This is a genomic window from Arthrobacter sp. zg-Y1143 (assembly GCF_030125565.1).
Classification (GTDB): Bacteria; Actinomycetota; Actinomycetes; order Actinomycetales; family Micrococcaceae; genus Arthrobacter_B.
The window spans coordinates 67,956-93,206 of the sequence record NZ_JASKLW010000003.1 but is presented as its reverse complement, the minus strand read 5'-3'; the positions used below and the strand labels follow the sequence as shown (position 1 = coordinate 93,206).

The 25,251-nt window shown below is 67.0% G+C and carries 23 protein-coding genes and 1 riboswitch; of the genes, 10 read left to right on the top strand and 13 right to left on the bottom strand.

Annotation, left to right across the window (positions count from 1 at the left end; genetic code table 11):
• Nucleotides 1–128: 128 nt before the first annotated feature.
• Complete coding sequence (locus QNN98_RS04010; protein WP_283996338.1) at nucleotides 129–1,172, top strand: SGNH/GDSL hydrolase family protein; 1,044 nt, start codon at nucleotides 129–131, stop codon at nucleotides 1,170–1,172.
• Between the two features lie 9 nt (nucleotides 1,173–1,181).
• Here QNN98_RS04010 and QNN98_RS04005 read toward each other — a convergent pair whose 3' ends face one another.
• Nucleotides 1,182–2,249 (bottom strand): ATP-dependent DNA ligase, encoded by a 1,068-nt coding sequence (locus QNN98_RS04005; RefSeq protein WP_283996337.1) that lies wholly within the window; start codon nucleotides 2,247–2,249, stop codon nucleotides 1,182–1,184.
• Nucleotides 2,250–2,259: 10 nt separating this feature from the next.
• Nucleotides 2,260–2,811, bottom strand: a complete 552-nt coding sequence (locus QNN98_RS04000; protein ID WP_283996336.1) for an RBBP9/YdeN family alpha/beta hydrolase — start codon at nucleotides 2,809–2,811, stop codon at nucleotides 2,260–2,262.
• A 94-nt stretch (nucleotides 2,812–2,905) separates the two neighbouring features.
• On the opposite strand from QNN98_RS04000, the gene QNN98_RS03995 reads away from it, so the two are divergent.
• From QNN98_RS03995 to QNN98_RS03975, 5 genes are all read left to right on the top strand, one after another.
• Nucleotides 2,906–3,925, top strand: coding sequence for an LLM class flavin-dependent oxidoreductase (locus tag QNN98_RS03995; protein ID WP_283996335.1), 1,020 nt, complete (start codon nucleotides 2,906–2,908; stop codon nucleotides 3,923–3,925).
• Between the two features lie 232 nt (nucleotides 3,926–4,157).
• Nucleotides 4,158–4,685 carry an RNA polymerase sigma factor gene (locus QNN98_RS03990; RefSeq protein WP_283996334.1) on the top strand — a complete coding sequence of 176 codons (528 nt, stop codon included), beginning with the start codon at nucleotides 4,158–4,160 and terminating at the stop codon, nucleotides 4,683–4,685.
• On the top strand, nucleotides 4,682–5,797 hold the full coding sequence (locus QNN98_RS03985) for a CU044_5270 family protein (RefSeq protein ID WP_283996333.1): 1,116 nt from the start codon (nucleotides 4,682–4,684) through the stop codon (nucleotides 5,795–5,797). The genes QNN98_RS03990 and QNN98_RS03985 overlap by 4 nt, the downstream gene beginning before the upstream one ends.
• Nucleotides 5,798–6,312: 515 nt before the next feature.
• Nucleotides 6,313–6,445: riboswitch (SAM riboswitch) on the top strand.
• Nucleotides 6,446–6,460: 15 nt separating this feature from the next.
• Nucleotides 6,461–6,895 carry a hypothetical protein gene (locus QNN98_RS03980; RefSeq protein ID WP_229957831.1) on the top strand — a complete coding sequence of 145 codons (435 nt, stop codon included), beginning with the start codon at nucleotides 6,461–6,463 and terminating at the stop codon, nucleotides 6,893–6,895.
• Between the two features lie 65 nt (nucleotides 6,896–6,960).
• A complete protein-coding gene (locus QNN98_RS03975; protein WP_227912653.1) occupies nucleotides 6,961–7,395 on the top strand; it encodes a VOC family protein in 435 nt (144 codons plus the stop codon).
• 110 nt (nucleotides 7,396–7,505) lie between these two features.
• On the opposite strand, the gene QNN98_RS03970 is transcribed toward QNN98_RS03975, so the two are convergent.
• The 8 genes from QNN98_RS03970 to QNN98_RS03935 all read right to left on the bottom strand — a co-directional run bounded on the left by QNN98_RS03970 (nucleotide 7,506) and on the right by QNN98_RS03935 (nucleotide 18,295).
• The gene (locus tag QNN98_RS03970) at nucleotides 7,506–8,264 is read right to left on the bottom strand and encodes a CPBP family intramembrane glutamic endopeptidase (protein WP_283996332.1); all 759 of its coding nucleotides are present in this window, start codon (nucleotides 8,262–8,264) and stop codon (nucleotides 7,506–7,508) included.
• A 46-nt stretch (nucleotides 8,265–8,310) separates the two neighbouring features.
• Nucleotides 8,311–9,198: an NAD(P)H-hydrate dehydratase gene (locus QNN98_RS03965; RefSeq protein ID WP_283996331.1), complete on the bottom strand. Its 888-nt coding sequence runs from the start codon at nucleotides 9,196–9,198 to the stop codon at nucleotides 8,311–8,313.
• Nucleotides 9,173–9,913, bottom strand: a complete 741-nt coding sequence (locus tag QNN98_RS03960) for a histidine phosphatase family protein (RefSeq protein WP_227912650.1) — start codon at nucleotides 9,911–9,913, stop codon at nucleotides 9,173–9,175. The genes QNN98_RS03965 and QNN98_RS03960 overlap by 26 nt, the downstream gene beginning before the upstream one ends.
• Before the next feature lie 40 nt (nucleotides 9,914–9,953).
• Nucleotides 9,954–11,186, bottom strand: a complete 1,233-nt coding sequence (locus QNN98_RS03955) for an MFS transporter (RefSeq protein WP_283996330.1) — start codon at nucleotides 11,184–11,186, stop codon at nucleotides 9,954–9,956.
• A 26-nt stretch (nucleotides 11,187–11,212) separates the two neighbouring features.
• Nucleotides 11,213–11,965, bottom strand: a complete 753-nt coding sequence (narI, locus tag QNN98_RS03950; protein ID WP_227925430.1) for a respiratory nitrate reductase subunit gamma — start codon at nucleotides 11,963–11,965, stop codon at nucleotides 11,213–11,215.
• Between the two features lie 122 nt (nucleotides 11,966–12,087).
• Nucleotides 12,088–12,786 carry a nitrate reductase molybdenum cofactor assembly chaperone gene (gene narJ / locus QNN98_RS03945; RefSeq protein ID WP_283996329.1) on the bottom strand — a complete coding sequence of 233 codons (699 nt, stop codon included), beginning with the start codon at nucleotides 12,784–12,786 and terminating at the stop codon, nucleotides 12,088–12,090.
• The gene (gene narH, locus QNN98_RS03940) at nucleotides 12,783–14,576 is read right to left on the bottom strand and encodes a nitrate reductase subunit beta (protein WP_283996328.1); all 1,794 of its coding nucleotides are present in this window, start codon (nucleotides 14,574–14,576) and stop codon (nucleotides 12,783–12,785) included. Before narH ends, narJ begins: the two co-directional genes overlap by 4 nt.
• On the bottom strand, nucleotides 14,576–18,295 hold the full coding sequence (locus QNN98_RS03935; protein WP_283996327.1) for a nitrate reductase subunit alpha: 3,720 nt from the start codon (nucleotides 18,293–18,295) through the stop codon (nucleotides 14,576–14,578). Before QNN98_RS03935 ends, narH begins: the two co-directional genes overlap by 1 nt.
• A gap of 158 nt (nucleotides 18,296–18,453) precedes the next feature.
• Between QNN98_RS03935 and QNN98_RS03930 the strand changes: the two genes are divergently transcribed.
• The 3 genes from QNN98_RS03930 to QNN98_RS03920 are packed head-to-tail and all read left to right on the top strand — an operon-like array spanning nucleotide 18,454 to nucleotide 21,486.
• On the top strand, nucleotides 18,454–19,407 hold the full coding sequence (locus tag QNN98_RS03930; RefSeq protein WP_227912645.1) for a 1,4-dihydroxy-2-naphthoyl-CoA synthase: 954 nt from the start codon (nucleotides 18,454–18,456) through the stop codon (nucleotides 19,405–19,407).
• Nucleotides 19,408–19,414: 7 nt separating this feature from the next.
• Nucleotides 19,415–20,551: an AMP-binding protein gene (locus QNN98_RS03925; protein ID WP_283996326.1), complete on the top strand. Its 1,137-nt coding sequence runs from the start codon at nucleotides 19,415–19,417 to the stop codon at nucleotides 20,549–20,551.
• Between the two features lie 50 nt (nucleotides 20,552–20,601).
• A complete protein-coding gene (locus QNN98_RS03920) occupies nucleotides 20,602–21,486 on the top strand; it encodes a 1,4-dihydroxy-2-naphthoate polyprenyltransferase (protein ID WP_227912643.1) in 885 nt (294 codons plus the stop codon).
• Nucleotides 21,487–21,523: 37 nt separating this feature from the next.
• Here QNN98_RS03920 and QNN98_RS03915 read toward each other — a convergent pair whose 3' ends face one another.
• The gene (locus QNN98_RS03915) at nucleotides 21,524–21,829 is read right to left on the bottom strand and encodes a DUF4229 domain-containing protein (protein ID WP_227912642.1); all 306 of its coding nucleotides are present in this window, start codon (nucleotides 21,827–21,829) and stop codon (nucleotides 21,524–21,526) included.
• Nucleotides 21,830–21,913: 84 nt separating this feature from the next.
• On the opposite strand from QNN98_RS03915, the gene QNN98_RS03910 reads away from it, so the two are divergent.
• The gene (locus tag QNN98_RS03910; RefSeq protein WP_227925286.1) at nucleotides 21,914–22,300 is read left to right on the top strand and encodes a PLD nuclease N-terminal domain-containing protein; all 387 of its coding nucleotides are present in this window, start codon (nucleotides 21,914–21,916) and stop codon (nucleotides 22,298–22,300) included.
• A gap of 138 nt (nucleotides 22,301–22,438) precedes the next feature.
• Here QNN98_RS03910 and ccsB read toward each other — a convergent pair whose 3' ends face one another.
• Both ccsB and resB read right to left on the bottom strand, forming a co-directional pair.
• Nucleotides 22,439–23,461: a c-type cytochrome biogenesis protein CcsB gene (gene ccsB, locus QNN98_RS03905; RefSeq protein ID WP_227912640.1), complete on the bottom strand. Its 1,023-nt coding sequence runs from the start codon at nucleotides 23,459–23,461 to the stop codon at nucleotides 22,439–22,441.
• Nucleotides 23,461–25,194: a cytochrome c biogenesis protein ResB gene (gene resB, locus QNN98_RS03900; protein ID WP_283996343.1), complete on the bottom strand. Its 1,734-nt coding sequence runs from the start codon at nucleotides 25,192–25,194 to the stop codon at nucleotides 23,461–23,463. The genes ccsB and resB overlap by 1 nt, the downstream gene beginning before the upstream one ends.
• Nucleotides 25,195–25,251 lie beyond the last annotated feature (57 nt).

Here is a 25,251-nt window from a genome sequence, read left to right as displayed (position 1 = left end):
CCCGGGTTGTCGATGGAAAACCTGCCGCCAGGGAACCGGATACGGGATTGGCGATTGCCGCATGCCCTGCGCTGGGAAAGACTGTCCGCCTTGGAGCCGTTGATTCCGCTGCCCGAAGGAGTGCAAAGATGAGCCCTCGCCCAGGTCTTTACCGCCGTTCACCCGGTGTCCCTTTCCGCAGTCCGTTCCGCCTCCCGTTCCGCCGTTCATTCCGCGGCGGGAGGCTCGGTGTCCTGGCCCTGGCTGCGGCGGCGCTCCTAGCCGGCGGTGCGTCGTCCGCCGCGGCAGACGGTCCGGCAGGCGGCTCCCCGGGCAACTTCGGCGGGGACTCCGTGCAGCACCGGGGCGGAGACGGCCACGGGCATGGCTGGGGCCACGGCGGCGGGCATGGTGGCGGGCACGGCTGGGGCCGCGACGTCGACTATGTGGCCTTCGGAGACTCCTATGCCGCCGGCTACGGCGGCGGTCCCGTGCTGGATGCCTGCGGCCGCACGGAACAGGGCTATCCCGCGCTGCTGGACGCCCGGCGGCGCGTGGATCTGGAAGCCGATGCCACCTGCGCCGGCGCCACCACCCTGACCACCCCGGCTGACGCACCGGTGGACCTGCCCGAACAGATCAGCAACGCGGCGGCCAGCGGCACGCTCAACGACCGGACCGACGTCGTGACCGTGACCATCGGCGGCAACGACGTCCGGTTCGGCACCGTGGTGGCCGCCTGCGCCGGGACCCAACTTCCGGCCACCTGCGCACCGGCCATCGAGCAGGCCAGCACCTACGCCTCGACGGTCCTGGCTCCCCAGCTGGCGGCGGAATTCGCCCGGATAGCCGAGGCAGCCCCGCGCGCCACCCTGGTGGTCACCGGATACCCGCACCTGTTCGAAACCGGTGCGCCGGGCCCGCTCAGCGCGGAGGCGCAGGCCCTGTTCAACGCCGGAACCGACGCCCTGAATGCGGTCATCGCCGGACAGGTTCCCGAGGACGGCGTCTTTGTGGACGTGGTGGACGAATTCGCCGGACACGGAGTGGGATCCGCCGATTCCTGGATTCGCTTCGAAGGCGGCCCGTTCGACCTGCATCCCACCGAGACCGGTTACCGGGACGGCTACACCGCGGCCATCCTGGCGGATGCCGGCAGCGAATTCCGGACCGGGTGCCGGGGCCGCGGCTAGTCTTCGCAGCTAGCTGCCCAGCACGTCCGCCAGGTCGAACTTCACGGGTTCCTCCAGCTGGGCGTAGGTGCAGGACTCCGGCGAGCGGTCAGGCCGCCAGCGCACGAAGCTCGCCACATGCCGGAACCGATTCCCTTCCATGTGGTCGTACTTCACCTCCACCACCCGCTCCGGACGCAGCGGCACAAAGGAGAGGTCCTTCTTGCCGCTCCAGCGGCTGCCTTCCGAGTTGCGGGGCGTGCGGGTGCCGGCCTCCTGCTCCTCCGACGCCCAGGGGTGCCCTTCTTCGCCCGCCACCAGCGGCTGGAGCTCCTGGAACAGCTCCCGGCGCCGGTCCATGGAGAAGGCTCCGGCAACGCCCACGTTGGTGAGCTCGCCGTCGTCGTTGTAAATGCCCAGCAGCAGCGAACCGATGAGGTCCGGGCCGGACTTGTGCACCCGGTAGCCGGCCAGCACGCAGTCAGCGGTGCGCTCATGCTTGAGCTTGGCCATGGTGCGCTTGTTCGGGGCATACGCAGCATCCAGCGGCTTGGCAACCACTCCGTCCAGCCCGGCACCTTCGAACCGGTCAAACCAGTCCCGCGCCTGCTCCGGATCATCCGTTGCGGCGGTGACGGACACCGGTGCCTGCGCCGTTTTCAGCGCCTGGACCAGGGCCTCGCGGCGTTCGGCGAACGGTTTGTCCGTGTAATCCGTGTCGCCCAGGGCCAGCAGGTCGAAGGCCACGAACCGGACCGGGGTCTGCTGCGCAAGCAGTTTCACGCGGCTGGCGGCCGGGTGGATACGCTGCTGCAGCAGCTCGAAGTCCAACCGTTTACCGTCCGGCGCCACCATCACAATTTCCCCGTCCACCACGCACCGCTCGGGCAGGTTGGCCTTGAGTGCCGCCACCAGTTCGGGGAAGTAGCGCGTCATCGGCTTCTCGTTGCGGGAGCCGATCTCGACGTCGTCGCCGTCCCGGAAAATGATGGACCGGAACCCGTCCCATTTGGGCTCGTAGAGGTACTCGCCTTCGGGCAGGGAGCTGGCGGCTTTGGCCAGCATGGGCGCAATGGGAGGCATCACCGGAAGTTGCATGTGCCCATTCTTATCCGATTGCGGCCCGTTCCCCCAGCCCCGCGGTGAACGCGGTGAGCAAATCCCGGCCCTGTTCCCAGTAGCCGACGCCGCTCTTTTCGTTGATGTGCGCCAGCTCGCCGGCATTGATGAATGGCAGTTTCCAGGCCGCTGCAATGACCTCTGCCGCCGGCAGCGCGCAGTACGGGTCGCTCTCACTGGCGATCAGCAGGCCCGGAACAGGCAGTTCCTGCAAGCGCGGGTTCCGGAACGTCCCGGCCGGCTGCGGGAAGGAGGCGGCTACGGGATCCGGCGGGCTGACCAGGAAGACCCCGCGGGCGCCGACGGGGTTGCGCAGCAGCCATTCCGCCGCGGCCAGGCAGCCCAGGCTGTGCGCCACGAGCACGGTGTTCCCGTGCTGTGCCCCGGCGGCTTTGTCCAGCGCGGACATCCAGTCCTCCAGCTCCGGCTCGTCCCACGACGACGGCGCGATGCGGGTGACGTCGGGCAGGTCGGCTTCCCACCGGCTCTGCCACTGCTCCGGCGGTGAGCCCTGATAGCCCGGGACCAAGGTGATGTGCACTGTTCCTGCTTCCTTCCGCTGCGTTTCCACGTGCCCGGCCCGGAAGTCCGGGGAGGACGGGAATACGGCCGAACCTTACGGCGCTGAGGCTGATATGAAACGAATAGGGTTCCTGTCCTTCGGACATTACCGGAATGCGCTCGGCTCACGGACCCCCAGCGCACGTGACGCATTGCTGCAGCAGGTGGAGCTGGCCGTCGCAGCCGAGGAAATCGGCGTCGACGGCGCGTACCTGCGGGTGCACCACTTCGCCCCGCAGTTCTCCGCCCCCTTCCCGATGCTCGCAGCCATGGCCGCGCGGACCAGCAGGATTGAGCTGGGCACCGGCGTGATCGACATGCGCTATATGAATCCGCTTTCAATGGCCGAGGATGCCGCGGCCACGGACCTGATCAGCGGAGGCAGGCTGCAGCTGGGCATCAGCCGGGGATCCCCCGAGCCGGCCCTGCGCGGATATGAGTCCTTCGGTTACGTGCCGGGGCCGGAATCCACCGACGCCGACATGGCCCGGCAGCACACCGAAGTGTTCCGGGCCGCGATTGCCGGTGCCGGCGTCGCCCAGGCGGATCCGGCCATGACCGGCAGCACCGGAGCCATGCCCATCGATCCGCTGTCCCCCGGCCTGCCCGAGCGCATCTGGTGGGGATCCGGCACCCGGGCCACAGCCAAGTGGACGGGCGAGCAGGGCATGAACCTGATGAGCTCCACCCTGCTGACCGAGGACACCGGTGTCCCGTTCGACCAGCTGCAGGCCGAGCAGATTGCCGTGTACCGGCAGGCCTGGGCCGACGCCGGCCACCAGGGCACCCCGCGGGTCTCCGTCAGCCGCAGCATCATCCCATTGGTCACCGGGGAGGACCGGCATTATTTCGGGCTCCGTGCGCAGGCCGAGGGACGGGACCAGGTGGGCCATCTCGACGGCGGTTTGGCGCGGTTCGGCAAGAGCTACATCGGCGAACCGGATGTCATCGCTGCTGAACTGGCCGCCGACGCCGCCGTGCAGGAAGCCGATACCGTGCTGATTACCGTACCGAACCAGCTGGGCGTGGACTACAACGCGCAGCTGCTGGAAAGCGTCGTGAAGCTGGTGGCGCCGGGGGCCGGCTGGCGGTAAGTTTCCCGCGCCTGCGTCACTCCGACACTGGCCCTGGCACCTACGGGGCCTGGCTCCGGCGGCAACGAAATTCCCCGCTCGCAGAGCTCGCGGGGAATATTAAAGCCGCCTCCGCCAGGCCCCTTCGTTGTGTCCGGTACCTACTGCGCTCGATGCGGCTTCCCTTTGGTACGCGGCCGGGGCTTTCGGCGCGCGCAGTTACACTTTGGAGGCTGCCGGACATTAACAGGGCATGAGTGTACAAAGCTTCCGGAAGGAACAACGGGACGTGGACAGGGAGAAGTGTTTCCTGGCCGCCCACGCCGCCGGACATGACCGCATCTACCGCTACTTCCGGCGTCGAACCGAAAACGCCGCCACCGCCGAGGATCTGTGTGCCGAGGTCTTCCGGATCGCCTGGGAAAAGACCGGGCAAGAGGAAAGCCTTTCGGTCATGGTGCTGTTCGGGATCGCGAAAAACGTCCTCCGCAACCATGACCGGTCCGCCTCCCGGTCCGTGAACCTCCTCGGAGCCCTCCAGCTTGAACGCGACCACGAGCGGAACGACGACGACTCCCGTATCCACGAAGCGCTCGCCCGGCTCGGGCCCGATGACCGGGAGGTCCTCCTCCTGACGTACTGGGACGGTTTCAGTTCCAGCGAAGTCTCGGACCTGCTCGACACCAGTGCCACCGCCGTCAGGATGCGCCTGCACCGGGCACGCAAGGCGCTCGGCCGCCTGCTGGACACGGAATCACTTTCAGAGGGAGCGAAACGATGAGCCATACCAATAAGCCCGGCGGCCTTGACCGCGCACTTGCATCCGCTGACCCCGCACGTTGGGTTCACGAGACGGAGCTGGCCGGCAGCCGCGCCAGGTCGCTGGCCGTGATGGACGCCCCGCAGGCGGCACAAAGCACCTCGCCCTCCCGCCTGCACGCTGTTCCTCCGCTAAACGCCCGCCGCGCCGGAGGCCCGAGGACCACGGCGCCCCGCGCCCGACGCCGTCTCTTGCTTGCATCCGCCGCTGCAGCTCTGCTGGTGGGAGGCATAGTGGTGGCCGACGTCGTCCGGCCCGGCAGTCCCGGCGCCACCGCTGAGGCAGCAGAAGTCCTGAACGCCGCGGCTGACGCCACTATCCGCACCTCTGATCCCTTGGTGGGGCCCGGCCAGTACCTGAAGATCGACACAACCGAGCTGACCTGGGGCGGCAAGCAGATGGCCGACGGCAGCGACCTTTCCTGGCAGGAAACCGTCAGCGATCAGCTCTACATACCGGCAGACAGGAACGGTGAATGGGTCTGGGACCGCGGAGAGCGGATTCCCCTCGAGTCCTCGTCCGACGCCGCCAAGAAGGCGGCCGCCGAGATCGCCCAGCTGCCGCCGAAGGGCGGGGTGCCGAACCCGACGGTCGGAATCCAGCGCGGCCCGGGCGGAGCTTTCTACGGGCAGGCGCCGATGGTCATCATCGGCACCTCCCTCGACGAAGCCGGAAGCCTGCCCCGGGATCCCCGGGAACTGCTGGACCTCATTTACGAGCGCACCGAGGGAGCCGGCAAAACGCCGGAAACCGAGGCCTTTGTAACCATCGCTGACGGTTTGCGCACCGGGGCCGTCCCCGCCGACCTGCGCGCAACCATGTATCGGGCCGCTGCACTGATCCCCGGCGTGGTCATAAGCGACAAGCAGGCAACAGTGGACGGTAGGACAGGCATCGCCATCGGAATCCCCCACCCAGGAGGAACGTCGCGGACCGACATCATCATCGATCCTGACTCGGGACTCGTCATCGGCGAACAGGACGTACTGCTGCAGGACTTCCCCAACGCTCCTGCCGGCACCGTTCAGGCATGGACTTCGATTAGAACCTCCGTGGTGGATTCCGCCCCGTAGGGCTCTCCTTTCCGCCGCCTTTCGGGGCGGCGCACCGGGCCGCGGGCCGGGTCGGGCGGTGCGGCACCAGGGCCGGCCGGGCCGGGTAGGGCGGTGCGGCACCAGGGCACCGAACAGGCCGGGTCAGGCGGTGCGGCACCAAGGCCGGCCGGGCCGGGTCGGGCGGTGCGGCACCAGGGCACCGGACGGGCCGGGTAGGGCGGTGCGGCACCAGGCCACCGGACGGGCCGAGTCAGGCGCGGTGCGGCACCAGGGCACCGGACGGGCCGAGTCAGGCGCGGTGCGGCACCAGGGCACCGGACGGGCCGAGTCAGGCGCGGTGCGGCACCAGGGCACCGGACGGGCCGGGTTAGGCGGCTTTAATAACTTTCGCGAGCTCTGCGAGCGGAAGTTTTCGTTGCCGCCGTTCCGGCCCGCCCGGCGCCCCGCCCGGCCCCCCCCCGGCGCCCGGCCCGGGACCCGAGAACAAGAGCCCCTGTCGAAATGTCGGCGCCCTCCGCTACAGTAGTTTTCAGCTTCACGAGATGTGGCCTTCGCCCGGTTCGCCGGGCATAAAAGCTCCGACTGGCCCCACACCAACCCCACTGTTCGGCGGGTGGTTCGGATGACGAAGCGGCCTGCTTCATCCGCTGCAGGCAAGGACAACCTGAAAAGGAACCCACTGTGAGCATTTCCAGTGTCAGCAACTCCGGCTTCAACAACCCCGACTTCAGCAGTTCCTCCCCGAGCAACTGCACCGGTTTCGCTCCGGGCCACAACATCCATTGGATCCACGGCCGCCGGCTTCAGGGCTGGGAGCACTGGGCCGACGTCGACGTCACCGCGGATCCGCAGCTGGACCTCATCTACCTGGTTATCGACGGCCAGCAGCAGTTGATGTGGTTCCACAATGTCGGTGCGGTCGCAACCGCATTGGAAGCCGCCGTCGACACGCCCCAGTGGTGCCAGCGGTATTCCACGCTGATGGTGCCCGGCGGGTTTGGCTCCGAAGCCCGGAGCTCTTTTTTCTACTTGGCCCGGCCGGAGCGGGTGCTGCCGTGCAACGGCTCTCCGGTCCGGGCACCCGAAAGTGAGCGGCTCGAGAAGCCCGGCTCCTAGCTTGCGGACGGTAGCTGGCCGCAATTCAGTGCCGACGGTGGCGCTGCCCTCCTAGGCTCTGGGCCATGACGAACATACAGATCTGCGTAGACTGCACCGATGCCCACGCTCAGGCCGATTGGTGGGCGGAAACCTTGGGCTGGACGTTGGAGCCCACGGACCAGGGCTTCATCTCGTCCTTGCTGGACCAGGGCTTCGCAAAACCCGAGGACGTGATTGAGCACAACGGTGTCCGGGTCTGGCGTGACGGCGCAGCTATCTGCCCTGCCGATCAGGTGGGACAGGAGGACCGGCTGCGCATCCTGTTCCAGCCCGTCCCCGAGCCCAAGACCGTCAAGGATCGAATCCACCTGGATGTGCGGCTGGAGGGCAGGGACAAGGACGAAGCCCGGGCCGCATTGGAAGGTCGAGGTGCATCCTTCCTGTACGAGGCCAGTCAGGGCCCGCACTCCTGGTACACGATGGCCGATCCCGAGGGCAACGAGTTCTGCATCAGCTGACGCGCACCTGCTCTTCCAGCTTCTGTACAGCTGATGCGGCGTGGAAGGGCCAATACCCGCATCAGCTGTGCAGAGGGCGTCCGCGGATCCTCTAAAACAGCCGTGAGACCCTACTGCTGCAGCAGCTCCGGCGGCACGGCGTAGATGATCACCACGCTAAGCAGGTTCTTCGCGGCATGCACCCCGTAGGACAGCATGAAGTTGTTCCCGGCCCAGACGTACATGCCCACCAGCACGGCGCCGGTGGCCAGATAGGGCATGAGTACCGGCAGGGACAGCGACTCCTTGCCCACAATGTGGATGGAGGCGAACAGCAGGACCGACAGGATGCAGCAAGCCCAGGTGTTCCAGTAGCGGCTGAGCTTGCCGATCAGCAGGTGGCGGAAAATGTACTCCTCCACGAAGGGCGCCAGCACCACCACCAGGGGCACCACAAGCCAGGGCGACATCTGCGTAACCAGGCCCTGCACGGCCTCCTGGTTCACGGCGGTCTCCGCCTCGCCGGTGATGATCAGGCCCACCATGGAAGCGATGATGGTCAGGATCACGCCGATCGGAATCAGCGCCGCTGAAAGGACCGGCCGGGTAGCGAGGATCCTTGCTTCCCGTGCCACATAGGCCCGGGCTGCGATGAGGGCCAGGACGCCGCCCACCGCGTAGAAGGCCAGGTTGATCACATATGCGGCCACCAGCGGATCCGGGATCAGCGCGGACAGGCCCGGAATGTCGATCGGCACAAAGCTGAGCAACAGCAGGAACAGGACGTAGTAGCCCGCCGCCACGGCATCACTGCGGGTGAAGCGGTACGCCAGCCAGGGGATTTGCGCCGGCGGGCGGCCGGACGGGGCCCGGTATTCGTTAGCTGTCATCAGTTAAGGATAGGAGCCCGAAGCGGCACCGGGCAGCCTGCTCCCCCTAGTTCAGCTCCGCGATCACCGGGGGCATGGCCTCCAGCAGCTCGCGCGCCAGGAAACTGAGCGGGCCGCGCGACGCCGAGAGCCGGTCCCCCGACACGGCGTGCAGGTAGGTGCCCCAGCATGCGGCCTGCTCCGGCGTGGCACCGCGGGCCAGGAAACCGCCCACCGCACCGGCCAGGACATCACCGGAACCGGACGTACCCAGGCCGGGATTCCCGGCGGGCACTTCCCAGCTGGAGCCGTCCGGTGCCGTGACGAGGTTCTGTGCGGTGACTACGGCCGAATACTTGCTGGCCACCTCGGCCGAGGCTTCGGCCAGGTCAAGGGACTCCTCGTCCGCGTCTTCATCCCCCAGCAGGTGCAGGATCTCGGTGCGGTTAGGGGTCAGGACCAGCCGTCCGGCCAGTGCCTCCGCGAGCTTCGGCTGGCCGGGCAGCACACCCAGCGCGTAGGCATCCAGCACCACCTGGGTCTTCTCCCCCAACAGCGGCACCACGGACTGCAGCAGGGCCGCAGTCTGTTCGGCGTCGGCCATTCCCGGGCCAATCACCACCGCAGCTGCAGACTCCAGGTCCGCAGCGAGAAGTCCGCCGGCAGCACCGCCGTCTATGCCGCCGTCGGCTTCCGCGAGTCCCACCACGCCGGATTCGGGAATGGCAACGGCTACGGCCACGGCAACGGAGTCCGCCACGCCCATGGTCAGCCGGCCGGCGCCCACGCGCAGGCCCGCAAGGCCGGTCAGCATCACGGCTCCGGGGGTGCGGCGTTCGCCGCCGATTACCACTACGGTGCCGCGCTCCTCCTTCCCGGCAGTGTCGGTGGAGAGCTGCCAGTCGCGCAGCAGTGCGGGGGTAACGAGTTTAGCGGGGGTGGACGTCATGCTCATCTCCAGAGTGTTCGGTGACGGGTGCTCCGCTGTCCTGCAGGTGGAGCACACTGTTGAAGGTGTGCGCTTTCCACGGTCCGGTTCCGGACGGCCGCACCAGGCGGGTGACCGAGCCGTTGCGAACGCTGTTGGCCGCAGCGAGATCCAGCAGTTCCTGCTCGCTCAGCCGTTCGCAGATGTAGCGGATCAGCATAATCACTGCGTCGTGGCAGACCACTGCCACCCGCTTGCCGTCCTCCTCGTCGTCGAGGTCGCGGAAGACGGAACGCAACCGCAGGGCGACGTCGGCCCAGGACTCCCCGCCCGGCGGCCGGTACACGAATTTCCCCAGCCAGGCCCGGCGCTCGGCTTCCTCCGGGTAGCGGGCGGCGACGCCGGCGCTGGTCAGCAGGTCCAACACGCCCAGTTCACGGTCGCGGAGGCGTTCGTCGAGGCGCATCGGCCCGGCGAGTCCAGGCAGTCCGGCCAGTTCTGCGGTCTGCTGTGCGCGCAGGTACGGCGAGCACCACACCGAATCCGGCAAGTCCCCGGCAGGCAGCTCGGCGAACCAGCGGCCCAGCGCCGCGGCCTGCTCCTCGCCGTCGGGACTGAGCGGGACGTCCGGGTCCCGCCAGGCAATGTCAATACGTTCGGCACCAACACGTCCGGCGCGGGTGGCGGCTACGTTGCCCGCGCTCTCACCGTGGCGGATCAGGATCAGTTCGGTTGCACCCATGCACCCGACTGTACGCCCGCCGCCGGCCGGACACCGGTTTTCAGGTACGCGTCCGTTCATCCACCCGCCCGCCGTTGCGCACCGTAAAGGTCAGCAGGAACGCGACGGCGGCAAAAGCGGCCAGCAGCAGCAGCCCCACAAAGTAACTGCGGCTTTCCGGATCATAGGTGGCCCCCATAACCAGTGGCGGGAAGTATCCGCCAAGCCCGCCGGCGGCGGCAATGATCCCGCCAATGGTGCCGACGTCCTGCGCCGGGGCGGCACGCCCTACCCACGCAAACACGCCGCCGGTGCCCAGCCCCAGGAAAAGCGCCATCAGGATGAACGCGGTACCGTACACCCGTTCCTCCTCCGGCCGCAGCGCCACGATCACGGCCAGCACCACCGTTCCGGCGAGGGAGGCCAGGGTGACCAGCTTCGGCCCCACCTTGTCCGCCATAGTCCCGCCAATGGGCCGGGCAATGACGGCGGCCACCGCAAACCCGGCGGTCCGGGTCCCGGCCGCGGTTGCGTCATAGTCGTACACGTTGCCCAGATACGTGGGCAGGTAGTTCGAGAACGCCACGAAAGCCCCGAACACCACCCCGTACAGGAAGCACAGCTGCCAGGTGACCCGCAGCGTGAAGGCGTGGGTGATCTTGGGCAGCACCGGTTCCGTGGGGGCGGACCAGGCCGGGGACTCGCGCAGGACCAGCCAGCTGATCACGGCCATGACGGCCACCACGACGGCGATGGTGATGTGCGCGCCCATGTAGCCGACGGCGTCGACCAGCCTTGGGGTAAAGAAGGCGGACACCGCGGTGCCCACCATCCCGGCGCCGAAAACACCGGTGGCGAAACCCTTTCGGCTGCGGTCATACCAGGCCGAGCAGAACGGGATACCGATGGCGAACACCGTCCCGGCAATGCCCAGGAAGAAGGCGATGACCACCAGGAACGGGAAGTTGCCCAGCCGTCCCACTATTCCGGTCAGCAGCACCAGGGGCGCGGTGACACCCAGGATGACGGTGAACATGATCCGCCCGCCGTACCGGTCCGTCAGGGCACCCACCGGGATGCGGGCCACCGAACCGACGAGGATGGGCATGGCCACCAGGACGGAGGTCTGGCCTGCGCCCAGGTCCATGTCGGCGGCGTAACGGCTGGAGAGCGGCCCGATGATGGTCCAGGCCCAGAAGCCGACTGTGGAGGCAATGGTCGCGACTATCAGGTTCCGCAGCTGGCCGGATTTCAGGTCCGCCCCTGCGGCCGGCGAGGTAGATGCTGTAGACATGGGTGCCTGCCTTCAGGAGGGAGTACTCAGTTCCGCGGAACGCCGCGGCGGTCGCGGTCCGGGGTGCCCACCGGCGCCCAGCCGCGGGGCGGAGGCGCAGCACCGGGAAGAGGCCGCTTCCCCCGGGAGCGGTAGACAATGTAGGGCCGGAACAGGTACTGCAGCGGTGCGGTGAACGCGTGCACCAGCCGGGTGAACGGCCAGAGGGAAAACAGCACCAGGCCGAACAGGGTGTGGATCTTGAAGGACACCGAGGCCGCGGTCATGCCCAGGATGTCCGGCTGAAGGATGAAGATCGACCGGAACCAGGGCGACACAGTGTCCCGGTAATTCACGATGTTCGTGTCGAAGACGGAGAAGACGGTGGTGGCCAGCCCGGTGAGGATTGCGGCGAGCAGGAAGATGTACATCAGCTTGTCGTTGCGGGTGGTGGCCATAAACACCGGACCGGTGGTGCGGCGCCGGTAGATCAGCAGCACGATTCCCACCAGGGTGGCTACGCCGGCCAGGGTCCCGACGCTGAGGGCGAAGAAATGGTAGGTGTCCTCGTTCAACCCGATGGCGTCCATCCAGGTCTTGGGAATCACCAGTCCCACAAAGTGACCCACAATCACCGCGAGGATGCCGAAGTGGAACAGCGGCGAGGCAATGCGCAGCAGCCGGGATTCATACAGCTGGGAGGACCGGGTGGTCCAGCCGAACTTGTCATACCGGTAGCGCCAGATGGAGCCCAGGATCAGGACGGCGAGCACCAGATAGGGCAGCACTCCCCAGAGCATCACGTCGTCCAGGCCCACCTGCACATTCCCCGGCGGCGGCACGTCCAGCGGCACGGTTGCTTCCGGCACGGTTGCTTCCGGCACGGTTGCCTGCGGCATTTCCGCCCGTAGATCCACTGCGATCATGGGCTGTTCCTTTCACTCACCGGCAGCAGCCGCGAACTGTAGGGTTCCAGGCCCACGGTTTCGGTGGGCGGCCCGTAGCCCGCGGTACGCATCACCGCAGCGGCATCCTCGGGAGAGACACCGGGCAGCGTGGTGCACAGCAGGGTCAGCACACCCTCATGGGGCAGCCCGTCATCGCGGAGGGCCAGGCGCAGCAGTTCCACGGACGGCCGGTAGCGCTGGAGCATCTCGTAGCCGTCCTGCGGTGAGACTTTGGCGGCGAACTCGAGCACCAGCGGCAGGTAGTCCGGGAGCTCGGTGCCCTCGGGCAGGACTCCGTGCAAGCGGTAGATCTCCTTGAAGGCTGCGAGCGCTTCACCGCGGCGCCGGGTGTCGCCGTCGGTCCAGTAGGTCAGGTGCAGGCTGTGCCGCTTGGAGAGGTCGAATTCCTGCACGTAGGCCGACTGCACGTCCCGCAGGGGCGTGTCGGCGAACCAGCCAAACAGCGGGTCCAGCTCGCTGCTGCCGGCGCCGGCTTCGGCCAGGGCCGAGCGGATGGCTGGCACCAGGTCCAGCAGCTGCCGGTCCGGATACTCCAGCAGCAGGGCAGCTGCCTGCCGAATGGCCCGGCTGCGCGCGGGGTGCTGGTCGGCGTACGGCTCGGGGGCCAGCGTGCCCTTGCCCGGTTTGCCCAGCAGCTTCTCCAGCAGGCTCACGGGCGGACCCCCGGTCCGGAGGAGGGTGGCTCGGGACGGTTCCGCCCGCCGGAGTCCGACGCCGGTCCGTCGCCTTCGGCGGAGTCGTACCCCGCGCCTTTGCCCTCGGCGGCGTCTGCATCCGCTGCCCCGCGGTTGTTGTTGGCGGGGAACAGTCCGCGCGGTGTTCCCCGCCCGTCCCAGTTGAGCAGGTTCACCCGGCCGCCCAGGTTGCCGTTTCCGGTGGGGTCCTCCCCGCGCTGCCGCGCCTGCAGCGCGTCGAAGTTTTCCACCGCCACCGGCGTCGGCCGGCCGGAGGCTTCACCGAATACCCCGGTCTGTCCCATGCCCGGCCCGCCCTCCACATCCAGCGAGCAGCCGATTTCCTCGAGGTTGTGGGCGTCCTCCAGGTGCGCAGTGGGGATGACATACCGCTCCTCGTACTTGGCCACGGCCATCAGCCGGTACATAGCCACAATCTGCTCACCTGTCATCCCGACGTCGGCCGCAATCCGCTCGTCGGGAGCGTCACCGAGGGTGATGTCGCGCATGTAGGCGCGCATGGCAGCGAGCTTGCGCAGCACCCCGGTCACCAGGTCGGTGTCCCCGGCGGTGAACAGTTCGGCCAGGTATTCCACCGGGATCCGCAGCGCCTCGATGGCGCCGAAAAGATTGTCCGCACTCTCGCCGTCGTGCCCCTGCTCGTTGAGCACGTCCACAATCGGGGACAGCGGCGGTACGTACCAGACCATGGGCATGGTCCGGTATTCCGGATGCAGCGGCAGCGCCACCCGGAACGTCTTGGCCATGGCGTAGACCGGCGAGCGCCGGGCCGCGTCAATCCAGTCCTCCGGGATCCCCTCTGCCCGGGCGCCGGCAACCACTTCCGGATCATTGGGGTCCATCATCAGGTCCAACTGTGCCTCGTACAGGTCTTGAACGTTGGGGGTGGAGGCGGCCTCAGTAACCTTGTCGGCGTCATACAGGAAAATCCCGATGTACCGCAACCGGCCCACACAGGTTTCCGCGCAGACCGTGGGGATACCAACCTCGATGCGCGGATAGCAGAAGGTGCACTTCTCGGCCTTGCCGGAGCGGTGGTTGAAGTACATCTTTTTGTACGGGCAGCCGGTGACGCACTGCCGCCAGCCGCGGCAGCGGTCCTGGTCCACCAGCACTATGCCGTCCTCTTCGCGCTTGTAAATGGCTCCGGACGGGCAGGAGGCCATGCAGGAGGGGTTCAGGCAGTGCTCGCAGATCCGCGGCAGGTAGAACATAAACGTGTTGTCGAAGTCCGCCTTGACCTTCTCCTCGGCCTCGCTGCGCAGCTTCTGCAGCACCGGGTCCTGCCGGTTGGTGCGCTCCGAACCGCCCAGGTCGTCATCCCAATTGGCGGACCAGCGGATATTCATGTTCTCGCCGGTGATCAGGGACTTGGGCCGGGCCACCGGGAAGTCCTTGCCGGCCGGGGCGTTGATCAGGTTCTCGTAGTCGTAGGTCCAGGGCTCGTAGTAGTCATTCAGCTCCGGCTGGACCGGGCTGGCGAAGATGCCGAAGAGTTTGGCCAGCCGTCCGCCGGCCTTCAGCTTCAGCTTCCCGCGGCTGTTCAGTTCCCAGCCGCCTTTCCACCGTTCCTGGTCCTCGTACCGGCGGGGATACCCCTGCCCGGGACGGGTTTCCACGTTGTTGAACCACACGTATTCGGTGCCGGCGCGGTTGGTCCACGCCTGCTTGCAGGTCACCGAACACGTATGGCAGCCAATGCACTTATCCAATGCCATCACCATTGCGGTCTGGGCCATGATGCGCATCAGTAGGCCACCTCCTGGGAACGCTTGCGGACAACGGAGACGATGTCGCGCTGGTTGCCCGTGGGGCCGAGATAGTTGAAGGCCCAGGACAGCTGCGCGTAGCCGCCGATCATGTGTGTGGGTTTGACCAAGATCCTGGTCACCGAATTGTGGATGCCGCCGCGCCTGCCGGTGGCTTCGGACTTGGGCACGTCAATGATCCGTTCCTGTGCGTGGTAGACGTACAAGACCCCCGCGGGCATTCGGCTACTCACGATGGCCCGGCCCACCAGGACACCGTTGGTGTTTACACATTCCACCCAGTCGTTGTCGGAGACCTCGATAAGGGCGGCGTCCTCCTCGCTCATCCACACCGAGGTGCCGCCGCGGGAAAGGGAGAGCATCAGCAGGTTGTCCTGGTACTCGGAGTGAATTGACCACTTGTTGTGCGGCGTCAGGTACCGTACGGCCACGGATAACTCGCCGCGGGTACCCAGGGCGGGCTCGCCGAACAGCCGGTGCATGTCCAGCGGCGGCCGGTACACAGGCAGCGCCTCACCCATGTCTTGGATCCAGTCGTGGTCCAGGAAGAAGTGCATCCGTCCGGTCAGTGTGTGGAAAGGCTTGAGCCGTTCGATGTTGATGGTGAACGGGGCGTATCTCCGGCCGCCGGTCTCCGAACCGGACCACTCCGGGGAGGTAATGACCGGTGTGGGCCGGTCCTGCGTGTCCCGGAAGGTGATCTGCCGGTCCTCCGCGCCTTCGGCCAGGTCCGCCAGGGCAATCCCGGTCCGTTTTTCGAGGGTCCGGAAGCCCTGCACCGCCAGTTCCCCGTTGGTGGTGCCGGAAAGCAGCAGGATCGCTTCGGCCATCCGGGCATCGGTATCCACTGCCGGCCTGCCCGCTGCCGCTCCCCGGTCAAAGACGCCGTGCTTACGGGCCAGCTGGACCAGCGGCCGGGAGACATCGTATTTGACGTACTTGGTGGTGAAGCCCAGCTTTTCAGCCAGCGGGCCGACAGCGGTGAACTTCTCCCCGATGGCGGTGTAGTCCCGTTCAACCACCGCGAGCGAGGGCAGATTCTGCCCCGGGACCGCCGGGATGTCCGTGCCTTTCCAATCCGGCGCGTGCCCGCCGGGCTGGGCGATTTCCCCGGGGGTGTCATGGGTGAGTGCCGTGGCTACCATGTCCTTGCGCACCCCCAGGTGCGTGGCCGCCTGGCGGGAGAATTCCTCGGCGAGCAACCGGAACAGGTCGTAGTCCGTTTTCGCTTCCCAGGGCGGGGCGATGGCCGGGGTGAAGGCGTGGACGTACGGGTGCATGTCGGTGGAGGACAGATCGTACTTTTCGTACCAGGTGGCGGCGGGGAACACGACGTCGGAAAGCAGCGTGGAGCTGGTCATCCGGAAGTCCGCGGACACCAGCAGGTCCAACTTCCCCTGCGGGGCGTCCTGGCGCCACACCACGTCTTTGGGCCGGGCGTCGGCGTGGTCCTTGCCCATGACGTTGTTCAGCGTGCCCAGCAGGTGCTTCTGGAAGTATTCCTCGCCCTTGGCCGAGGAGCCCAGGAGGTTCGAACGCCACAGGATCAGGGTGCGCGGCCAGTTCCCCGGGGCGTCCACATCCTCCACGGCAAACCGCAGTTTTTCCTCCTTCAGCTGCCGCGCAACCCACCCCGCTTCGGTATCCGCTTCACCGCGCGCAACGGCGGCGGCGGCGTCGTCGGCAACGTCCAGGGAGTTCCGGGCATCGAACTGCGGGAAGAACGGCATCCAGCCCATCCGGGTGGACTTCGCAATGACGTCGGCGGTGTGCATTCCGCGCAGGTGCCCGGAGGCGAGCGGGGACTGCATGGCGTCCGAAGAATACCCGTCGGAACGGAACTGGTCCGTATGCATGTACCAGAACGCGGTGCCGACCATGAACCGTGGCGGCCGGTTCCAGTCCCCCGCAGAGGCCATGGCCGCCCACCCCGTGATGGGCCGGCACTTCTCCTGTCCCACATAGTGGGCCCAGCCGCCGCCGTTCCGGCCCTGGCATCCGCACAGCATCAGCATGGCCAGGATGGCACGGTAGGTGACGTCGCCGTGGTACCACTGGCAGATGCCCGCGCCGAGGATGATCATGGACCGGCCATTGGATTTCTCCGCGTTGGCCGCGAAGTCCCGGGCAGTGCGGATGACGGCTTCGGCACCCACATTGGTGATTTCCTGCTGCCAGGCCGGGGTGTACGCAGTGGCGGCGTCCTGGTAGCCGGCGGCCCACTGGCCGGGCAGCCCGTCCCTGCCTACCCCGTACTGCGCCAGCATCAGATCGAAAACGGTGGTGACGGTCCGGCCGGCCACTTCCAGCACGGGCACTCCGCGCTGCACCACCGATCCGACACCGGACGGATCGGTGAAGGCGGGCAGGTCCACGCGGCTAACCTGCTGGCTGTAGGAGGAGGCATCCACCACCGACAGGGCCGGCACCACGCCCTGCAGGTCGAGGTTCCATTTGCCGGCGTCGGCCTCGTTGTAGCGGAAACCCACGGAGCCGTTGGGCACCACCGGGGTGCCGGCATCACGGTCCAGCAGCACGATCTTGAAAGCGGCGTCCGAGACCTTCTTCTGGCTGCGGCCCAGATCCGCCGCGGTCAGGAACTTTCCCGGCACCACCGTCCCGTCATCCCGTTCCTCCAGGTGAACCAGGAACGGCAGGTCCGTGTACTGCACCACGTAGTCCTCGAAGAACGGAACCCTCCGGTCCACGAAGTTTTCCTTGAGGATCACATGCCCCATCGCCATGGCGAGCGCCGCGTCGGAACCGGCGGCGGCCGGCAGCCATTCATCGGCGAACTTGGTGTTGTCCGCATAATCCGGGCTGACGGAAACCACCTTGGTGCCCCGGTATCGGCCCTCCACCATCCAGTGCGCGTCCGGGGTACGGGTCACCGGGATGTTCGAGCCCCACATCATCAGGTAGGTGGCATCCCACCAGTCGCCGGATTCCGGGACGTCCGTCTGGTCGCCGAAAACCTGCGGGCTGGCCACCGGCAGGTCCGCGTACCAGTCGTAGAAGCTGTTCATCACCCCGCCGATCAGGTTGATGAACCGGGCCCCGGCGGCGTGCGAGACCATGGACATGGCAGGGATGGGTGAGAACCCGGTGCAGCGGTCCGGCCCGTAATTTTTGATGGTGGAGACGTGCGCGGCGGCAGTCATCTCCAGGGCCTCGGCCCAACTGGAGCGCACCAGCCCGCCCTTGCCGCGGGCCTGCTGGTAGGTTCGGCGGCGCTCGGGGTCGTTGATGATCTCTTCCCACGCCAGCACCGGATCCTTTGTGCGGGCCTTGGCGTCCCGGTACATTTCCAGCAGCACTCCGCGGATGTACGGGAACCGGACCCGGGTGGGGGAATACGTGTACCAGGAGAAGGCCGCACCGCGCGGACAGCCGCGGGGTTCGTATTCGGGGCGGTCCGGGCCCACCGAGGGGTAGTCGGTCTCCTGCGCTTCCCAGGTGATGATCCCGTCCTTGACGTAGACCTTCCAGGAGCAGGAGCCCGTGCAGTTCACCCCGTGGGTGGACCGCACCACCTTGTCGTGGCTCCAACGGTTGCGGTAGAAGGCGTCCCCCTCCCGGCCGCCCTCGCGGAAAACCGCCCGGCCGTCATCGGTTTCATCCCATCGGGTGAAGAACCGGCCAAACTTGAGCATTGCATCTGATGCGGGGCCATCTATCCCCGGAACGGAGCCAGCCATAGCTACTACCTTGGAGCAGGATGCCCTGCAGAGAACAGGGGTGCGGCGGATTAAGCGGCTGCGGCCGGCAACACAGCCCGGGGCACGGGAGGGTTGCGGTGCGTTCCGGGCTGCCCGGGTTGTCGGGAACGAACCGCGCCGGGCGATAAACTCGGTTTGTGAGCACAGAACTTCCAGCACAGGTGTCCGATATTTTCGACCCGCAGCAGTGGCGTCTTGTATCCGGCTTCGAAGACCTGCAGGACATGACCTACCACCGGCAGGTGGAGCGCGACGCCGACGGCGCCGTCCTGCGCGACCTGCCGGCCGTGCGGATTGCCTTCAACCGGCCCGAGGTACGCAATGCCTTCCGCCCCGGCACCGTGGACGAACTGTACCGGGCCATGGACCACGCCCGGATGACCCCCGACGTCGCCACCGTCCTGCTCACCGGCAACGGCCCCTCCCCCAAGGACGGCGGCCACTCGTTCTGCTCCGGCGGCGACCAGCGGATCCGCGGCCGTGACGGCTACCGCTATGCAGAAGGGGAAACCAAGGAGACCATTGACCCGGCACGCGCGGGGCGGCTGCACATCCTGGAAGTCCAGCGGCTCATCCGCACCATGCCCAAGGTGGTTATTGCCGTGGTGAACGGCTGGGCCGCCGGCGGCGGGCACAGCCTCCACGTGGTTGCCGATTTGACCATCGCTTCCCGCCAGCACGGAAAATTCAAGCAGACCGACGCCACAGTGGGCAGCTTCGACGCCGGATACGGCTCGGCCCTGCTCGCCCGGCAGATCGGCCAGAAAAAAGCCCGCGAAATCTTCTTCCTCGCCCGTGAATACTCCGCCGAGGACATGGTGGCCATGGGTGCGGTCAATGAAGCCGTGGACCACGAGGACCTCGAAAAAACGGCGTTGGAGTACGCTGCCGATATAGCCCGGCAGTCCCCGCAGGCCATCCGGATGCTGAAGTTCGCCTTTAACCTGGCCGACGACGGCTTGGCCGGGCAGCAGGTCTTCGCCGGCGAAGCCACCCGGTTGGCCTATATGACGGACGAGGCGGTGGAGGGCAAGGAAGCATTCCTGGCCAAACGCGACCCGGACTGGTCCTCATTCCCCTACTACTTCTAGGACCGCATTGGAACTGCTCCCAGTCCTCATCAGGCCCGGCTTCGACGCCGGCATGCTGCTTGCCCCGCTGGCCGACGCGCTGGCCGGGGAAGGCCCCGCCGTCGCGCCGCACACCGACCCGGGCCAGGCGTTCGAGGGCGAGCTGCCCAATGACGACATTGCCCTGGTGATCAGCACCTCCGGGTCCACCGGCACCCCCAAGCAGACCATGCTCAGCAGCGATGCCCTGGCCGCCTCCTCCATGGCCACTGCGGTGGCGCTGGAAGCGGACGGCCAGTGGCTGGCGGCCCTGCCGGTGAACTACATTGCCGGCATCCAAGTCCTGGTGCGGTCCCTCTACGCCGGGACACAGCCGGTCTTTATGGACCTGTCCGTCCCGTTCACCGCGGAGGTCTTCACCCGCGCCGCCGAAGACATGACGGACCGCAACCGCTTCACCTCGCTGGTGCCCACCCAGCTGCACCGGTTGCTGCAGGATCCTGCCCCGGAGACGCTGCGCGTGCTGCGGCGTTTCAATGCGATCCTGCTCGGCGGAGCTCCGGCCGGTGCTGCGCTGCTGGAAAAGGCCGGCAGCCTTGGGCTGAACGTGGTCACCACCTACGGCATGAGCGAAACCTGCGGCGGCTGCGTCTACAACGGGCTTCCGCTGCCCGGCGTCGACGTGATCCGCGAAGACGGCCGGCTGTGGATAGCCGGTGACGTGCTCGCCGATGGGTACATGGGCCGTCCGGAGCTTACCCGGGACCGTTTCCGGTTCAACTCCGGCCGACGCTGGTTCCGCACGGATGACACAGGGACGGTCGACGGCGAGGGACGGGTCAGCGTATCCGGCCGGCTGGATGACGTAATTGTCAGCGGCGGCGTCAAGGTTTCCGCGCAGGTGGTGGCCGAAGCGGTCGAAACCGTGGCCGGGGTGGAACAGGCCTTTGTCCTGGGCCTCGAGGACGCCGAGTGGGGCGCCCGGGTGGGCGCCGCCGTCGTTGGCAGTGTTGACCCTGAACTGGTCCGTGAGGCCGTCCGCGCCCGGCTGGGCGCTGCGGCAGTGCCGAAGGTGGTCCTGCTGCTGGAATCCCTGCCCCTGCTGCCCAACGGCAAGGCGGACCGGATGACCCTGCTGCGGTTGCTCGCCGCCGCACGGCACTGAACCGCCGGGTATAACTCTCCAAAACCGAAGAAAAATTAAGGATTACAACTGTGGCTACAGCCGCCCAATGGATAGAAGGCGCCCGGCCCCGGACGCTGCCGATGGCAGTCGCGCCGGTGATTATCGGCTCCGCCGCCGCCTATGACCTCGGAGCCTTCTCGCCCCTGCGTGCCGTACTGGCTGCGCTGGTTGCCGTCCTGCTGCAGATAGGCGTCAACTACGCCAATGACTATTCCGACGGCATCCGCGGCACCGACGACAACCGGGTGGGACCGCTTCGCCTGACCGGCTCCCGGCTGGCGACCCCCAAGCAGGTCAAGTACGCGGCCTTCGGGTGCTTCGGCGCAGCAATGGTCGCCGGTCTGGGCCTGGTGGTGCTCTCCTCCACGTGGTTCCTGATCCTGGTCGGGATCGGCTGCGTGGCGGCGGCCTGGGGCTACACCGGCGGTAAAAACCCTTACGGCTACATGGGCTTGGGCGACGTGTTCGTCTTTGTGTTCTTCGGCCTGGTGGCCACGCTGGGCACCACCTACACCCAGGCACTGGAAATCAACGCTGCCGCCGTGCTGGGCGCCGTAGGCACCGGACTGATTGCCGTGGCACTGCTGATGGCCAACAACGTCCGGGACATTCCCACGGACCGGGTGGCCGGCAAGCGCACCCTGGCAGTCCGGCTGGGCGACGGTCCGGCCCGGATCAGCTACGTCATGATGCTGGCGGTGGCCCTGCTGCTGCCGCTGTTTATTGTCGGCAGTTACCCCTGGCTCCTGCTGGTGCTGCTGCTGGTGCCGGCCTGCATCCTGCCGGCCGGGCTGATGCTCACCGGCAAGACCGGCCGCAGCCTGGTTCCGGTGCTGAAACACACGGGTTTGATCAACCTGGGCTTCAGCGTGCTTTACGCCGCGGGACTGGTGATCACCCGCATCCTGGCCTAGGCCGGGGCAGGACGGTGCAGCCTAAGCCGTTGCGGGGCTAGGCGTCGCGGCGGCGGTCCGCGTCGGTTTCGACGCCGGGACGGTCCGCCACCATGCCGTCCTCCGCCGCGGCGTCGTCAAGTTCGCCGCGGTTGCGCTTGGGTGCGCGTTCCTGGGTGAACCGGCGCTGTACCGTGCGTGCGGCTTCGTCGCGCATGTTGCGTGCAAACAGATAGGTCACGCACCAGGCGATAACCGCGGCCGCCAGCGCCGAGGGCACAATGCCCAGCCCCAGCCACATGCTGATCGCAAAGAAAACGGCCACCAAACCAAGGCGGAGTGCAGTAAATTTCCAGAAAGCCACGCCTTCATTCTAGGCGCTGGGTACCCCTGCTGTTCCTTTCGCCGCCAAAGGACCGGGCAGGCGCCCCTCCTCTACACTGTTGGTATGCCCCGTCTTGTGTTGTTCGGCGTCATTATTGTCGCTGCCGTGATCATCTACGCCGTCATCGAGTGCATCATGTCCCGCTCGAACGAAGTGCGCAGCATCTCCAAGGTTTCCTGGCTGTTCGCCATCATTCTGGTCCCGGTCCTCGGAGCCCTGCTGTGGTTCCTGTTCGGCCGTCCCACCGGCGGGGGTTCCGGGCCCAGGGAGCCGCGCCGTCCTGCCGCCCCCGACGACGACCCGGACTTCCTGCGCAACTTGGAGAGCCGCCGCCGCCAGGCCCAGAAAGAGGCCGCGCGCCGCGAAGCGGAGCTGAAAGCACGCGAGGAAGGCAGCGGAAAGCAGAATGACAGCGGCAAGCAGAACGACGACGGCCTGCCGGGCGCCTAGGCTGCACGCCCCTTTTCAGCCGCAGCACCCCGGCAATGCCGGAACCCTGTAACGCAGAAGGCCCCGCCCCGGAGATCCGGGACGGGGCCTTCCGCGTTGGTGCGTTATTGACCGTTGGTGCGTTAGGGCTTCAGTGCCTTACAGGCCGGAGTAGCTGTGCAGGCCGGAGAAGAACACGTTGACGATTCCGAAGTTGAAGATCACGCACAGGTAGCCGACGATCGACAGCCAGGCAGCGCGGGTTCCGGTCCAGCCGCGGGTGGCGCGTGCGTGCAGGTAGCCGGCGTAGACCACCCAGATCACGAAGGTCCACACTTCCTTGGTGTCCCAGCCCCAGTACCGGCCCCAGGCCTGCTCGGCCCAGATGGCCCCGGCCATCAGCGTGAAGGTCCACAGCACAAAGGCCACGGCGTTGATGCGGTAGGACAGGTTCTCCAGGCTCTGCGCGGACGGAACAATGCGCATGAACGCCATCCGTGCGGGCCGGCCGGAGCGGATACGGGATTCACGGTCCGCCTGCAGCAGCTGCAGTACGGACATGGCGAACGTCAGGGTGAAGAGCGACGAAGCCAGCACGGCCACCGACACGTGGATGATCAGCCAGTAGCTCTGCAGGGCGGGTACCAGGTGCGCCACCGGGGTGGGGAAACCGATGGTGGCGGCCATCATCATGACCAGGACCAGCCCCAGCACGAAGGTGCCCAGGAAGCGCAGGTCGCGGCGGGTGATCACCAGCAGGAAGACCACGGCCACCACCAGGGCGCCGGTGGTGCAGAACTCGTACATGTTGCCCCACGGCACGCGGTGGGCCGCCATGCCGCGGCACAGGACGGCGGCAGCGTGGATGGCGGCAGCCAGCACGGTCAGGGCAACGCCCACCCGTGCGGCGTTGCGCCGCGGACCGCCGTAGCCCATGCCTGCGTCTGCGGTCTGCGAACCCCGGCTTGCCTCGGCATCCCAGTCCCGGGCGTTGCCGTTGCCGGCGGGAACTGTTTCACGCACTGCGTTCTTCTGCTCCACCCGGTTCTCCACCGTCTGGATGATCTTGCTGCTCTTGGCCAGGTCCCACGCAAAGGCCAGGAAGGCGACCGTGTAGGTGAAGGCCGCAAGCAGCATAAACAACTCGCTGTAGCGCGCGAGGTCGTAATCGATGGGGTCCATTACCGGTCCTTACCTGGTTCATCATTCGATGCGGGGGGTGCGGGGTTCCCGGCCTCGTGGCCGGACTCCGCCGCCGTGTTTGCGGATACGTCGGCCCGCTCAACATTTTGTCCTTCCGTGCCCTGCGGCACCAGCCACTTTTCGGCCAACAGGCCACGGATAGCAGCTGCTTCACCGGTCAGCCGGGGATCCTCGCCGCGGGCAAGCAACCCGTACTCGACCATGGTACGGCCGTCCGGGTGTGCTCCCGCGCGAACCCATACCCGCCGCCGCGCCAGGAACAGCGAAGCGGCCAGGCCGGAAAGGGACAGCACCGAGAACACCAGTGCCCCGGTCTTTCCCGGATCGTAGTGGATATCCAGGGCGGCGTAGCGCTTGAGCCCGTCGAAGCTGATGGAGCCCTTGCCGTCCGGCAGCTCGTACGTCTCGTTGGCATCCAGCACAATGCCGCCGGCAGGCAGGTCGCGGTTGTTCAGCGGGGTCAGGTCCTCGGTCTCCAGCACGTAGACGTTGGACGGGACACCTTCGTCCAGGCCCAGGTCACCGTAGTAGGAGTTCAGGTTCAGCTGCGGTTCCAGCGGATCCGGATCATAGGAATAGCTCACGCCGGTCTCGTCCATGGCTGCACTGGGCAGGAAGAAGCCCACAAAGCCCAACTGGTCCGGCTTGGAGTCGGGTGCCTTGATAACGGCCAGCGAGGTGTACACGCCGTCGGTGGGCACGGCGACAACCGGGCCCTCCAGCGCCACGTTGCCCTCGCCGTCGCGCACCGTGACCATGGGCGCATAGCCGTTGCCCACCAGGTACACGCGGGTGCCGCCCAGGGTCAGGGGTGAGTTGACCTTCAGGACCTGCTTCTGTTCCTCGGCGTCGGGGCCGTCCTTCACGGTCATGCTGGCGGTGAAGTCCAGCGGCTGGCCGAAGTGCGTCTCGGATTCGCGGTCAAACTCGACGTCGAACTTGTCCAGGGTCAGCGAGTAAGGGCTCAGTTGGTTTTCGCTGAAGTTGGAGCCCGGGGTGAAGGTGTCGTAGCTGACCAGGGTGTTCACGAAGGACTCACCCTCCACCACGATTTTCTGGCCGCTGTAACCGAACAAGCCGCCCACGGCCACCGAGGCGAGGACCCCGATCAGGCAGGTGTGGAACATCAGGTTGCCCAGTTCCTTCGCGAAGCCGCGCTCGGCACTGACCGAGGGCCGTTCCCCGTCTTCATCCCGGATATCCACCCGGTAGCCGCGCCGGCGCAGGATCTTCGCGGCGTCGCGCACCGCTTCGGCAGGGGTGAGCGAACCGGCGGGAATCGCCATGGTGCCGTATTCGGGCATCCGGGAAAGCCTGCTCGGGGTGCGCGGCGGCTTGGAACGCAGGGCCTTGTAGTGAGCTTTGGCCCGCGGAATAACGCAGCCGATCAGGGAGATGAACAGCAGCAGGTAGATTGCCGAGAACCAGACGGAGGAGTACACGTCGAAAAGCTGGAAGCGGTCCAGCCAGGGCCCGGTGCCGGGATTGTCCTTGATGTACTGCGTCACCACTGACGGATTTGCCGGGCGCTGCGGGAACAGGGATCCCGGAACGGCGGCCACTGCCAGCAGCAGCAGCAGGAACAGTGCCGTCTTCATGCTGGTCAGCTGGCCCCAGGCCCACCGCAGCGTCCCCCACACGCCCAGGGCGGGCAGCGCGACGTCGTCCCTGCGGCCCTTCTGCGGGCGGGACTTGGACGGGCGGTCCTTCAGTGCTTTCACGTCAACCGATTCCGGGGTCTAGGTGTTCTCATGGTTCCTCTGGTCTCA